Genomic DNA, 13,268 nt, shown 5'->3' on the forward strand with positions numbered 1-13,268 from the left:
CGATGAATGCAACTTTTCAACTGAAGCGTGACCCGTTCGGGAAGCTGGTCCTGACGAATGCCGAGGGCGAGGAATTCGTGGGCGTCACGCCCGTGCGCTCATTCCCCGTGCAGGCGCCTTCGAAGGGCATCTCGCTCGTGCGCGACGGCGGCAAGGAAGTCGCGTGGATCGACGACCTCGACACGATGCCGGCCGACATCCGCGCGCTCGTGACGGAAGAACTGGACGGCCGCGAATTCATGCCCGAGATTTTGTCGATCAAGGGCGTGTCCAGCTATGCCACGCCGTGCACGTGGACCGTGAAAACCGACCGCGGCGACACCGAGTTCGTGCTCAAGGGCGAGGAAGACATCCGCCGGCTGGGCACGTATTCGCTGCTGATCGCGGACAGCCATGGCATCCACTTCCTCATCCGCGACATGTTCGCCGTCGACAAGGGGAGCCGGAAGATTCTCGACCGGTTCCTGTAAGCGCCGGACCTGCGCCGTTTACCGCCGGCCGGGTCCGATATGCCGGTCGAGGAAGCGCTCGACGCGTTGCCAGAAATCGATCCGGTTCTTCGCCAGCGACCAGCCATGACCTTCGCCGGCGTACGTCACCCATTCGACCTGCTCGTTGCTCCGTTTGACGGCGGCATAGAATTTTTTGCCATGATACAGAGGTACGCGCTTGTCTTCGTCGCCATAGGCCAGCAGCAAGGGCTGGTGAATGCGTGATGCCTGCTGGATCGGCGAGGTTGCCTTCAACTGTTCGGCATCCTTGACCGGGTCGCCGATCAGGAATGGCATGCCGTAGCGCAGGTATCCCTCGGGATAGTCCGGCTTGGAAAACCAGGTGCCGGTGTACATCAGTTCGATGTCGGTCACCCCGATCCAATCGATGCCGCAACGGTAGAGGCCGGGGTCGTTGACGAGTCCCATCAGCGTCGCATAGCCGCCGTAGCTGGCACCCGCGATGCAGATCCGCTTGGGGTCGGCGATCCCCTGGTCGATGGCCCAGCGCGTGCCGTCGGCGATGTCGTTCTGCATGGCCAGGCCCCATTGCTTCAGGCCGGCCTCGAAATGACGCATGCCGAAACCGGTGCTGCCACGAAACTCCACCTCCAGCACGGCATAGCCGCGCGACGCGAGGAATTGCGACTCGGGATTCCAGCCCCAGCTGGCGCCGCGGATCCAGGGCCCGCCGTGCACCAGCACCACCATCGGCAGGTTCTTGCGCGTGCCGCCGGGCGGCAGCGTCAGCAGTCCGGGGATCTCGAGGCCGTCGCGCGCCTTGTACCGGACAGGTTCCTGCCGCCCCATGCGCGCGGGATCGATCTTCGGATAGGTATTGCCGACCAGTTCGAGCGTCCCGGATTGCGTGTGGTACAGGAGGTAGCGCAGCGGCTGGCGGTCGGAATAGGATTTTACGAGTACCCAAGGCACGGTGGACCTGGCCGGAGCGTCGATCATGTTGATCGCACCGGGCAGGGCCTTGTCCACTGCCGCCTGGAGCGCCGTCATCGCCGGATCGAACCAGACGTCGGCCTCGGCATCGGTGGTCAGGCGCACGCCCAGCAGCTTGCTGTTGCCGAGCAGGCTGCCGTCGAAGTCATAGCCACGCGTGACGACGACCGGCTCCTTGTTCACCGTACCGGTGGCGAAATCGAAAGTGCGCAGCGATGCCGTGTCCTCTCCGGCGTTGGCCACGACGTACAGCGTGCCATCGGGACCGAAGCCGAGCGGCGTGATCGCATCCCGGGTGCCGCGATAGGTGTCGAAGCTGGCCACCTCGCGCCACTTCCCCGTCGCCGGATCGCGATAGTGCATGACGGTCTTGATGTCGCCGTACAGCATGGCCAGTCGCGGCGCACCTTTGGCATCGAGCATGAAGGCGCTGACTTCCACATCCGGTTCGGGACCGACCTCGGCGTTGCCGGTCAATGTGTTGAGGCGGCGCAGCCGGGTACCGAAGTACTTGTCGTTTTTGTCGTACATGGGACGCGCCACGTAGATCCATTCCGAATCCTGGCTGCCGGCCTGGGAGAGGAGGAACGTGTTCCACGGCTGCGGCGAGGGTTGGCGGACGGTACGCTGTGCCAGCTGGCGGTAGTTGCTGCCATCACGGTCGACGGCGAACAGGCCGGGCGCACCGTCCTGGTCGGCGCTGGCGTATTCCGCATCGCGCACATCGAACACGAGCCTGTTGTCATTCACCCAACGGAATTGGTCAACGTCGAGATCGGCGAAGGACACGACCGCCTTGGCGTCCTTCGTTTCCAGGTCCATCACGGCAAGGAAATCGCGGAGGCCTTCGCGATTCGTGCGCATCGCCAGGTAGCGCCCGCTGGGCGACAATTGGGCCCCGCCAAACGCGTTATTGCCGAAAAAAGCGTCGACCGGTGGCGGCGTACCCTGCGCCCACGCGGGCGCGCAGATTTGCACGGCGACGCCCATGAGCAACGCGATGCTCCACCTTGACCGCATGTCCTTCTCCTTGCAAATGTATTGACATAATATTGCCAGAAGATCAGTTATTTATCGACAACGTTTTCAGCCGCATCGCCAGCGATCCACCCACCCGCCGTCCACTCGAGCCGGTGGGTGAGCGCCAGCTTCTCCAGCAAGCGCCCGTCGTGCGACACGACGACGAGCGCCCCCGGCCACGACCCCAGCATCGCTTCCAGCGCCTCCACGCTCGCGAGGTCGAGGTGGTTGGTCGGCTCGTCCAGCATCAATAGCTTCGGTGACGGCTCGCGCAGTACGGCCAGCAGCAGCGCGCCGCGCATGCGTTCGCCGCCGCTCAGCTCGCCGCTGGGCCGCAGGATGCGGTCCGGGCCCAGCCCCGCGAGCGCGAGCATCTGGCGCAGGCGGCCTGCGTCGTGCGAGGTCGGGAAATGATCCAGCAGGCTGCGCGCCGGATCGAGCATGGCCAGGTGCTGGTCCAGCAGCACGCCCGGCAGCCCGTGCACGCTGCCGGACAGCGGGGCGATCTCTCCGGCGATCGTGCGCAGCAGCGTGGACTTGCCGCATCCGTTCGGCCCCGCAAGCGCGATGCGCGCCGCGCCCTGCACGCGCCAGTCCAGCGGCTGACGGGGACCGTGGCGCGCGACGAGCGCGTCGAACGCGAGCGCAGTCTGGCCGGGCGGGATGTCGACGTCCAGCTGCGGAAAGGCCGGCTGCTGGTGCAACGCATCGAAGGTCGCGAACGCGCCGGCCACGCCATCCTGTAACGCCTGCCGCGCGCGCGCGTGGCGCTCGGCGCGGGCGCCGTCCGTCTGTTCGGCACGCTGGGGCAGGGCGTTCAGCACGATCTTCGGCATGCCGCCGTCCGCCTTCGCGCGCGCGCCGCGGGCGCTCTTGCGCGCGGCGCGCTCGGCCTGGTCGCGCATTTTCTGCTCGCCCTGGCGCCGCTCGGTGCGGGCGCGTTCCAGCCGGGCGCCCGCGGCGGCCAGTTCCGCCTCGCGTTGCTCCGCCACGAGCGACCATCCACCGCCATGGCGCCGCAGCTCGCCCGCGTGGACTTCCAGCGTGCGCTCGACGTGCTCCAGCAGGTCGCGGTCGTGGCTGATGAGCAGCAGGCCGCGGCCGGCCTGGCGCCACGCGCGCATCTGGTCGAGCAGGAACGCGCGGTTGCCTGCATCGAGGTGGTTGCCCGGTTCGTCCAGCACGAGCAGGTCGGCGTCCGAGCAAAAGGCGCCGATCAGCGTGAGCAGCGTGTGCTGGCCGCCCGACAAGGCTTGCGGTGCGAGACGCGCATCGAGACCGGCGCCGTCCAGCATCGCCTCCCAGCGCGCTTCCAGGTCCCAGCGGTCGCCGACGAGGTCGAAGTCCTCGTCGCGTGCGTCGCCTGCAGCCAGGCGGCGCAGCGCGGCCAGCGGTGCATCGAGGCCGGCGACTTCGCTCAGGGAACGTGCGGACGTGGCCCCGGTCTGCTGGGCCACGTAGCGGATGCGTCCCGGGCGCTCGATGCGGCCGGCGGATGGCGGCATGTCGCCCGCGAGCACGCGCCCCAGCGTGGACTTGCCGCTGCCGTTATGGCCGATCAGGCCGACCGTCTCCGCTTGAAACGACTCGTGCAGGTTCGTGAAGAGAATGCGCCCGTCGGGCAGGATGATGTCGACCCCGTGCAGGGCCGCGAGATAGGGATGCGCCATGAGGAACTCCTGAATGCCAAGGAAAGCCGGAAGGTTTCGAGGCCGTCGCGTTGCGAACGGCGGGCATTACAGGCGCATGGGTAGAATCTCCTGATAAACGAATTCATATTCTAGCAGGAGCTCCGCATCGAACCTCAACACTACGTCGTCGTCACGATCGGCTCGGCCGGCGACCTGTTCCCGTTCCTCGCGCTGGCGCTCGCGCTGCGTGCCCGCGGCCACCGCGTGAGCTTCCTCGCGCCCGAGCAACACGGGCCGTGGGTGCGTCCGACCGGCCTGCCGTTCACGGGCCTGCCCGCCGACGAAGCCGTGCTGCGCGATCCCGACCTGTGGCACCCAACGCGCGGCTTCGGCGTCGTGTGGCGTGCGACGCGGCCCGCGATGGCGCGCATCGTGCCCTTCGTCGCGGCGCTGCCAAAGGACGAGCCTTGCACGCTGTTCGTGCATCCGCTCGCGCTGCCGGAAGCAGACCTGTGCCGCACGGTGCATCCGGGTGTGAAGGTCGCGGCCGCCTACCTCGCGCCGGCGAACCTGATGACGGTGCACGATCCGCTGCTGGTGGGCCCGTGGCGCGTGCCGGCGTGGGTGCCGCTGGCCGCACGCCGCGCGTTCTGGCGCTGGGTGGGCCGGCGCTTCATCGATCCCGTCGCGCTGGCGGACGTGAACGCGGCGCGCACGGCGCACGGCTTGACACCGGTGCCGTCGCTGATGGACTGGATCGCGTCCGTGCCCGACCTGTCGGTGACGCTGTTCCCCGACTGGTTCGCGCCCACGCAGCCCGACTGGCCGCAACCGCTGGTGCGCGGCGATTTTCCCTTGTTCGATCCGAATGCGGAGGCGACGCTCGCCGCCGACTTGCAAGCGTTCCTGCAGGCCGGCCCGGCCCCGCTCGTGTTCACGCACGGCACCGGCAACACGCAGGCGACCGCGTACTTCCGCCATGCGTGTGCGGCCGCCACGCGCCTGGGCCGGCGCGCCGTCTTCCTCACGCCGCACCGCGACCAGGTGCCGGCCGACCTGCCGCCCACGATGCTGTGGCAGGACTACGTGCCGCTGCGGGCCCTGCTGCCGCAGGCGGCGGCGCTCGTCCACCACGGCGGCATCGGCACGACGGCGGAGGCGCTGCGCGCGGGGACGCCGCAACTCGTCGTGCCGCTGGCGCACGACCAGTTCGACAACGGCGCACGCGTGACGGCGCTCGGCGTCGGCGCGAGCCTGCCGGCGGGGCGGCTGGACGAACGGCGGCTCGTGCGCGCGCTGGGCGGCCTGCTGGCCGTGTCCGGTCTCGACGAACGGACGCGGGCGGTCACCCGCCGATTCGAGCCGGGCGCGGGAATCGACGGGATGTGCGAAGCGCTGGAGTTCAGTCCTTCCTTCAGGGCCGACTAGTCAGCTTCGCGCAGCCACGACGTCGATTTGCCGCGGGCAACGGTGAGGCTTTCCGCCGGCGCGCTCGGCGTGGGAGGGCTGAGGCTGCGATCCAGCTCTCCAGGATCCGCCTGCGCCCTGGCGGGCTTGCCGGACATATAGGACTTCACCCCAACCGAACACCGGTAGCACACCGCGCCCGTCGCAATGATGATCGCGCTGAGCGTGATCGCGAGGCCGTCCGGCCGGCCGGCGACGACCAGGATACAGGCGAGCACGATGATGTCGAGACAGACAACATAGTTGAAACGGTTGGGGATATCAGGATCGACTTTTTTTACCGACATGCGAACTTCCGGAAAACCTTGCAAGCCTAGGCATTCTATCATCTATTATTTCCGCGTGGAAATATCATGGACCGGGTTCAGTCAGATAGATTGTGGCCAACGGCGCGACGCGCTTTCCTGAAGCAGGCAAAAATGGTGGTTGCCATCGACAAGGAGAAGCGGCATGAAAAGAAGCGCACTCGTCGTGGGCGCCAGCGGGATCGGCGGCCATGCCACGGCCCGGGAACTGCTGGCCCACGGCTGGACCGTGTACGGCCTCGCGCGCCGCCCGCCCGCCGACCTGCCGGGCCTGATCCCCGTGCCGGCCGACCTGATGGATCCGGAACGGCTCGGCGCAGCGCTCGCCACGGCATTTGGCGACGGTGGGCCGACGCACGTCTTCATCATGACGTGGATGCGCCAGGACAGCGAAGCGGAAAACATCCGCGTCAACGCCGCGCTCGTGCGCAACCTGCTCGATGCGCTCGGCTCGCGCAAGACGCTGCGCCACGTGGCGCTGGTGACGGGCCTGAAGCACTACCTCGGCCCGTTCGAGGCGTACGCCAGTGCCGGCACCTTGCCCGACACGCCGCTGCGCGAATCGCAGCCGCGCCTGCCCCTCGACAATTTTTATTACGCGCAAGAAGACGAGGTCTATGCGGCGGCCGCCCGCGACCGCTTCACGTGGACCGTGCACCGGCCCCACACGGTCATCGGCATGGCGGTCGGCAATGCGATGAACCTGGGCACGACCCTGGCCGTGTACGCGTCGATCTGCAAGGCGACGGGCCGGCCGTTCCGCTTCCCCGGTTCGCGGGCGCAGTGGGAAGGCCTGTCCGACGTGACGGATGCGCGCATGCTCGCGCGGCAGTTGCGCTGGGCCGCCGACCACGACGCCGCGCGCAACGAGGCCTTCAACATCACGAACGGCGACTACTTCCGCTGGAGCTGGCTGTGGCGCCGGCTCGCGGCGTGGTTCGGCGTCCAGGCGGCCGGTTTCGAGGGCGAGATCCGGCCGCTGGAGGCCGAGATGGCCAACGACCACGCCGTCTGGCGCGAGATCGCCACGCGCCACAAGCTCGTCGAGGCGGACCTGAACCGGCTCGTGTCGCCGTGGCACACGGACCTCGACCTCGGCCGTCCCATCGAAGTGATGACGGACATGGCGAACAGCCGCCGGCTCGGCTTTGCCGCGTGGCAGTCGACCGAGGATTCGTTCTACGACCTGTTTGCCGAGTTGCGGGCGCGGATGCTGATTCCGTGATGGTGGGCCAGCGCACGGACTGCCGCGTTCGCATGTGCTTGAATGAGGCATGCGCGACCCATTAACGAAGACAGGCTACGTGCGCGTGCGCGGCGCGCGCGAGCACAATCTGAAGAACGTCGACCTCGACATCCCGCGCGACGCGCTCGTCGTGTTCACGGGCGTGTCCGGCTCGGGCAAGTCGTCCCTCGCATTCGGGACCCTCTATGCGGAAGCGCAGCGGCGCTACCTGGAATCCGTCTCGCCCTACGCGCGCCGGCTGTTCCACCAGATGCCGGTGCCGGAAGTGGACGACATCGACGGCCTGCCGCCCGCCGTCGCCCTGCAGCAGCAGCGCGGCACGCCGACGACGCGGTCCTCGGTCGGCAGCGTCTCCACATTGTCGAACTCACTGCGCATGCTGTACTCGCGTGCCGGCGATTATCCGCCCGGCCAGGAGCTGCTGTACGCCGAATCGTTCTCGCCCAACACGGCGGAAGGCGCGTGTCCGCAATGCTCGGGACTTGGGCGCGTGTACGACGCGACGGAAGCGTCGATGGTGCCGGACGACAGCCTGACCATCCGCGAGCGCGCCGTCGCCGCGTGGCCGCCCGCGTGGCACGGGCAGAACCTGCGCGACATCCTCGTCACCATGGGCTACGACGTCGACACGCCGTGGCGCGACCTGCCCAGGAAGGACCGCGACTGGATCCTGTTCACGGACGAGACGCCCACCGTGCCCGTGTACGCGGGCCTGACGCCGGAGGAAACGCGCCGCGCCCTCAAGCGCAAGGAGACGCCCAGCTACCAGGGCACGTTCAGCGGCGCGCGCCGCTACGTGCTGCAGACGTTCGCGAACACGGAAAGCGCGTCGATGAAGAAGCGCGTGGCGCGCTACATGGTCAGCACGGAATGCCCGCTGTGCCAGGGCCGCCGCCTGCGCCAGGAAGCCTTGTCCGTGACGTTTGCCGGCATGGACATCATGACCTTGTCGCGCGTCCCGCTGGAACGCCTGGCGCAGATGCTGCGTCCTTACGCGGACGGCACGGCACCCAGGCGCGCCGATAAGCATCCGGAGCAGCTGATCGTCACGCAGCGCATCGCCGCGGACCTGTGCGCGCGGCTCGACACGATGCTCGCGCTTGGCCTGGGCTACCTCGCGCTGGAACGCAGCACGCCGACCCTGTCGCCGGGAGAATTGCAGCGCCTGCGCCTTGCCACGCAGGTGCGCTCGAACCTGTTCGGCGTCGTGTACGTGCTGGACGAGCCGTCGGCCGGCCTGCATCCGGCCGACACGGAAGCGCTGCTGGACGCGCTCGCGCGCCTGAAGGCGGCCGGCAACTCGCTGTTCGTCGTCGAGCACGCGCTGGACGTGATCCGGCACGCGGACTGGATCGTCGACGTCGGCCCGCAAGCGGGCGAGCAAGGCGGGCAGGTTCTCTATAGCGGCCCGCCCGATGGCCTGCGCGACGTGAAGGGCTCGCACACGCGGCGCTATCTGTTCACGGATGCGCAGGACGCCGTGCGCGCGCCGGCACGGACCCCGCGCGAGCCGGCCGGGTGGCTGCGGCTGGAAGGCGTCACGCGCAACAACCTGCACGATCTCGCCGTCCGCTTCCCGCTCGGCGTGATGACGGGCGTGACGGGCGTCTCCGGCTCCGGCAAGTCGACGCTCGTGAGCCAGGTGCTCGTCGATCTCGTCGGCGCGGCGCTGGGAGAGGGGCAAGGACGAGGCGGGGCCGACGACGGGACGGAGGAGGGCATGGACCTGGAGCGCGAGGCCGACATCCCGACCGTGGGCCACATCGCGGGGGGGCCCATGCACGGCATCCGTCGCCTCGTGCGCGTGGACCAGAGGCCGATCGGCCGCACGCCCCGGTCGAACCTCGCCACGTACACGGGCCTGTTCGACCAGGTGAGAAAACTGTTCGCGGCGACGCCGGCCGCGAAGAAGCGCCGCTACGACGCCGGCCGGTTCTCGTTCAACGTGGCCAAGGGCCGCTGCGAACATTGCGCGGGCGAGGGCTTCGTGATGGTCGAGCTGCTGTTCCTGCCGAGCGTGTACGCGCCTTGTCCCACGTGCGGCGGCGCACGCTACAACGCCGACACGCGGGCGATCCGCTACAACGACCGCAACGTCGCGGACGTGCTGGGCATGACGGTCGACGAGGCGCATGCGTTCTTCGCGGACGAGGAAGCCGTCGCGCGGCCGCTCTCCGTGCTGCGCGAGGTGGGGCTCGGTTATCTGCGGCTGGGGCAGAGCGCGACGGAGCTCTCGGGCGGCGAGGCGCAGCGCATCAAGCTGGCGACGGAGCTGCAGCGCGCCGGCCGCGGCGGGACGCTGTACGTCCTGGACGAGCCGACGACGGGCCTGCACCCGCTCGACGCCGACCGCCTGCTGGCCCAGCTCGACCGTCTCGTCGATGCGGGCAACACCGTCATCATGGTCGAGCACACGATGCGCGTGGTGGCTGCCTGCGACTGGGTGATCGACATCGGTCCCGGCGCGGGCGAGGCAGGCGGCAAGGTGGTGGCGGAAGGGCCGCCGGCGCAAGTCGCGCGGGCGAAGGGCAGCCGCACCGCCCCGTATCTTCGGCGATCCCTGCCGTAAATACGCCGCAACGCCGTCGACTTGACAAAAAGTCACGCTCAAGCGAACGCCTCCGTTTCTTCGCTTGCGTTACACTTGGGATATTTTTTTTCACAAGAGTAACCACACAGCATGCCCGGTTCGAGTATCGATAGTGACCAATTCCGCCGGATCCTGTCGCGCAACGTCGCCATGCCGCTGGGCATGGGCGTGCTCAGCGCGCTCGTCTTCGTCGGTATCATCGCCTACCTCATCAATGTCCTGAGCTGGGTCGAGCATTCCGAGCACGTGATCGGCCGCGCCAACGAGGTCAGCCGCCTGTCGTCCGACATGGAGGCCGGCATGCGCGGCTACGTGCTGTCCGGCGACGACGATTTCCTGGCGCCTTACCTGACGGCCAAGCCGCGCATGGATGCCGAGCTGAAGAACCTCGAGCGGCTCGTCGACGACAACCGGGCGCAGCTCGACCGCATCGAGCGGGTGCGCGCGGCGCAGCTCCAATGGCAGGCGTTCGCCGAAGAGATGATCGGCCTGCGCGGCAAGAAGAGCGACTTCGTCGAGATCATCCAGAACATCAAGGCCGGCCGCGGCAAGATCCTGACCGACCAGGTCCGGCGCGAGTTCCTCGATTTCATCCTGGAAGAACAACGCATCCTGCAGGAACGGAACGCCACGTCGCGTTCCGTGATCGCGTGGTCCGTCGCCGCCTTCCTCGCGTTCAGCCTGATCGTCGCCGGCCTGCTCGCCGTGTTCGGCCGGCGCGACCTGCAGGCGCTGTCCAAATCGTACGGCGACATCCTGCAGCACGAGGAAGACCACAATACCCAGCTGACGCAACAGGCGTGGCTGCGCTCGGGCCAGACGGAACTGGTCGGGAAGACGACGGGCATCATCAGCCTGGAAACGCTGGCCGACGCCGTGTTGAACTATGTGGCGAACTACCTGAACGGCGTCGTGGCCGCGATGTACGTGCGCGCCGATGACGGTACGCTGACCCGCATCGGCGCCTACGGGTTCGCGCATGCGGACACGGACCGCGCGCGCATCGTGCATCCGACCGAGTCGCTGGCCGCGCAGGCCGCCGACCAGAACCGCATCGTCACCTTGCGCGACCTGCCGCCGGACTACATCAAGGTCGGCTCGGCGCTGGGCGAGACGGCGCCGCGCGAACTCCTGATCGCGCCCGTGTCGAACTTCGGCAAGATCAAGGGCGTCATCGAGATCGGCTTCCTGCACCCCGTGCGCGAGCGCGACGTCCAGTTCATGGAGACGATCGCCGCGTCGGTCGGCGCCGCCGTCGCCAACGTGCTGCACCGCCAGCGCCTGCAGGCCGCGCTGGAAGAGCAGCAGGCCCTGAACGAGGAACTGCAGGTGCAGCAGGAAGAACTGCGCACGGCGAACGAAGAGCTGGAAGAGCAGTCGCGCGCGCTGGAGGAATCGCAGTCGGCGCTGGAAAACCAGCAGGCCGAGCTGGAGCAGACGAACGAACAGCTGGCCGAGCAGGCCGCCAACCTCGACACCAAGAACAGCGCGCTGGTGCAGGCCCAGGAGCAGTTGCGCGAGCGGGCGCTGGAGCTGGAGCGCGCGAGCCGCTACAAGTCCGAGTTCCTCGCGAACATGTCGCACGAACTGCGCACGCCGCTGAACTCGTCGCTGATCCTGGCGAAACTGCTGGCCGACAATGCGGCGGGCAATTTGAACGACGAGCAGGTGCGCTTCGCCCAGACGATTTATTCGGCGGGCAATGATCTGCTGAACCTGATCAACGACATCCTCGACATCTCGAAGGTCGAGGCCGGCAAGCTGGAGCTCGTGCCGGAAGACTTGCCGCTGCGCCGCGTCATCGAGGGCCTGGCCCGCGTGTTCGAACCGCTGGCGCGCCAGAAGCACCTGGACTTCAGCCTGACGGTCGAGCCGGACGTGCCGATCAGCATCCACACGGACCGCCAGCGCCTGGAACAGATCCTCAAGAACCTGCTGTCGAACGCCGTCAAGTTCACGGACAAGGGCAAGGTGCATCTCACCGTGAGCGCCAACACGGATGGCTGGATCCAGTTCACCGTGCAGGATTCCGGCATCGGCATCGCGCCCGAGCAGCAGGATAAAATCTTCGACGCGTTCCACCAGGCCGACGGCTCCACCGCCCGCAAGTACGGCGGCACCGGCCTGGGCCTGTCCATCTCGCGCGACCTGACCGCCTTGCTGGGCGGCACCCTGACGCTCACGAGCGCGCCGGGCGAAGGCAGTACATTCGTCCTGAGCCTGCCGCGCAACGGCACCGTCGCCGCGACGCCGCCCGTGCTCCCGCCGGCGCAGCCGCCCGTGCGGGCACCCTTGCCGGAACCTGAGCCGGTGGCACCCGCGCAGGGCCTGGCGTTGCCGGCGTTCGCCGACGACCGCGCCCAGCCCGCCGCCGGCGTGCGCACCGTGCTCGTGATCGAGGACGAGCCGGAATTCGCACGTATCCTGTACGGCCTCGCGCACGACATGGAATTCCGCTGCCTCGTCGCGCTGACGGCGCAGGAAGGCCTGGAACTGGCGACGAACGAGAGTCCCGACGCGATCCTGCTCGACATCCGCCTGCCGGACGGCTCCGGCCTGTCCGTGCTGCAACAGCTGAAGGACAATCCGGGCACGCGCCACATCCCCGTCCACGTCGTCTCGAGCCAGGAGAACGGCGGCGAGGCGCTGCACCTGGGCGCGATCGGCTATGCACTGAAACCGACGTCGCGCGAGCAGCTGGAAGACGTGTTCCGCAAGCTGAAGGACAAGTCGTCGCAGGAAATGAAACGCGTGCTGCTCGTGGAAGACGACGAACGCCAGCGCGACAGCGTCGTGCAATTGATTTCCGATACGGACGTCGAGATCGCGGCCGTCGGGTCCGGCACGGATGCGCTGGACCTGTTGCGCACGCAGACGTTCGATTGCATGATCATCGACTTGAAGCTGCCGGACATGCAGGGTAACGAATTGCTCAAGCGCATGTCTCTGGAAGAACTGTGTTCGTTCCCGCCCGTCATCGTGTACACGGGACGCAATTTGACGCGCGACGAGGAAGCGGAACTGCTGAAATATTCGCGCTCGATTATCATCAAGGGTGCGCGCTCGCCGGAGCGCCTGCTGGACGAGGTCACGCTGTTCCTGCACAAGGTGGAATCGGAACTGTCGTCGGAACGCCAGTCGATGCTCAAGACGGTGCGCGGACGCGACCGCGTGTTCGAAGGCCGCACGATCCTGCTCGTGGACGATGACGTGCGCAATGTGTTCGCGTTGACCAGTGCCTTGGAACAACGCGGCGCCAGGGTGGAGGTGGGCCGCAATGGGTATGAAGCCATTGCCAAGCTCGATGAACATGAGTCGATCGACCTGGTCCTGATGGACGTGATGATGCCGGGCATGGACGGACTGGAAGCGACGCGCCGCATCCGCCAGGACAAGCGCTTCGCGCGCCTCCCGATCATTGCGATCACGGCGAAGGCAATGAAGGACGACCAGGAACAATGCCTGGCCGCCGGCGCCAATGACTATCTCGCCAAGCCGATCGACCTGACCCGGCTGTACTCGCTGCTGCGCGTGTGGATGCCGACGCTGGAGCGCATTTGAAAA

Annotated in this window: 8 protein-coding genes; 5 read left to right on the plus strand and 3 right to left on the minus strand. The window is 67.6% G+C overall.

Going from position 1 to position 13,268, the window contains the following annotated elements; translation table 11 throughout:
* The first annotated feature begins 2 nt into the window (after nucleotides 1–2).
* Nucleotides 3–470, plus strand: a complete 468-nt coding sequence (locus tag ACL58G_RS12055) for a cyanophycin metabolism-associated DUF1854 family protein (protein WP_413383760.1) — start codon at nucleotides 3–5, stop codon at nucleotides 468–470.
* A gap of 18 nt (nucleotides 471–488) precedes the next feature.
* On the opposite strand, the gene ACL58G_RS12060 is transcribed toward ACL58G_RS12055, so the two are convergent.
* Together ACL58G_RS12060 and ACL58G_RS12065 are read right to left on the minus strand one after the other, a co-directional pair.
* Nucleotides 489–2,465 carry a S9 family peptidase gene (locus ACL58G_RS12060; RefSeq protein WP_413383762.1) on the minus strand — a complete coding sequence of 659 codons (1,977 nt, stop codon included), beginning with the start codon at nucleotides 2,463–2,465 and terminating at the stop codon, nucleotides 489–491.
* Nucleotides 2,466–2,512: 47 nt separating this feature from the next.
* Nucleotides 2,513–4,135 carry an ABC-F family ATP-binding cassette domain-containing protein gene (locus tag ACL58G_RS12065; RefSeq protein ID WP_440967095.1) on the minus strand — a complete coding sequence of 541 codons (1,623 nt, stop codon included), beginning with the start codon at nucleotides 4,133–4,135 and terminating at the stop codon, nucleotides 2,513–2,515.
* 156 nt (nucleotides 4,136–4,291) lie between these two features.
* On the opposite strand from ACL58G_RS12065, the gene ACL58G_RS12070 reads away from it, so the two are divergent.
* The gene (locus ACL58G_RS12070) at nucleotides 4,292–5,524 is read left to right on the plus strand and encodes a nucleotide disphospho-sugar-binding domain-containing protein (protein WP_440968009.1); all 1,233 of its coding nucleotides are present in this window, start codon (nucleotides 4,292–4,294) and stop codon (nucleotides 5,522–5,524) included.
* Here the strand turns inward: ACL58G_RS12070 and ACL58G_RS12075 are convergent.
* Nucleotides 5,521–5,850 (minus strand): hypothetical protein, encoded by a 330-nt coding sequence (locus tag ACL58G_RS12075; RefSeq protein ID WP_413383766.1) that lies wholly within the window; start codon nucleotides 5,848–5,850, stop codon nucleotides 5,521–5,523. The two genes, ACL58G_RS12070 and ACL58G_RS12075, sit on opposite strands and share 4 nt — an antisense overlap.
* A 163-nt stretch (nucleotides 5,851–6,013) precedes the next feature.
* Here ACL58G_RS12075 and ACL58G_RS12080 point away from each other — a divergent pair, with 163 nt between their 5' ends.
* From ACL58G_RS12080 to ACL58G_RS12090, 3 genes are all read left to right on the plus strand, one after another.
* A complete protein-coding gene (locus tag ACL58G_RS12080) occupies nucleotides 6,014–7,093 on the plus strand; it encodes an SDR family oxidoreductase (RefSeq protein ID WP_440967097.1) in 1,080 nt (359 codons plus the stop codon).
* Between the two features lie 49 nt (nucleotides 7,094–7,142).
* Nucleotides 7,143–9,683 carry an excinuclease ABC subunit A gene (locus ACL58G_RS12085; RefSeq protein WP_440967099.1) on the plus strand — a complete coding sequence of 847 codons (2,541 nt, stop codon included), beginning with the start codon at nucleotides 7,143–7,145 and terminating at the stop codon, nucleotides 9,681–9,683.
* A gap of 111 nt (nucleotides 9,684–9,794) precedes the next feature.
* Entirely contained in the window at nucleotides 9,795–13,265 is a 3,471-nt protein-coding gene (locus ACL58G_RS12090; protein WP_413383773.1) for a response regulator, read from the plus strand.
* Nucleotides 13,266–13,268: the final 3 nt, after the last annotated feature.

It is taken from the genome of Massilia sp. GER05 (assembly GCF_052056005.1).
Lineage (GTDB): Bacteria > Pseudomonadota > Gammaproteobacteria > Burkholderiales > Burkholderiaceae_D > Telluria > Telluria orientalis.

Bases quoted from the DNA above. Each gene is read 5' to 3' on its own strand.
- ACL58G_RS12055 (WP_413383760.1), top strand. From the start codon at position 3: ATGAATGCAACTTTTCAACTGAAGCGTGACCCGTTCGGGAAGCTGGTC.
- ACL58G_RS12060 (WP_413383762.1), bottom strand. From the start codon at position 2,465: ATGCGGTCAAGGTGGAGCATCGCGTTGCTCATGGGCGTCGCCGTGCAA.
- ACL58G_RS12065 (WP_440967095.1), bottom strand. From the start codon at position 4,135: ATGGCGCATCCCTATCTCGCGGCCCTGCACGGGGTCGACATCATCCTG.
- ACL58G_RS12075 (WP_413383766.1), bottom strand. From the start codon at position 5,850: ATGTCGGTAAAAAAAGTCGATCCTGATATCCCCAACCGTTTCAACTAT.
- ACL58G_RS12080 (WP_440967097.1), top strand. From the start codon at position 6,014: ATGAAAAGAAGCGCACTCGTCGTGGGCGCCAGCGGGATCGGCGGCCAT.
- ACL58G_RS12085 (WP_440967099.1), top strand. From the start codon at position 7,143: ATGCGCGACCCATTAACGAAGACAGGCTACGTGCGCGTGCGCGGCGCG.
- ACL58G_RS12090 (WP_413383773.1), top strand. From the start codon at position 9,795: ATGCCCGGTTCGAGTATCGATAGTGACCAATTCCGCCGGATCCTGTCG.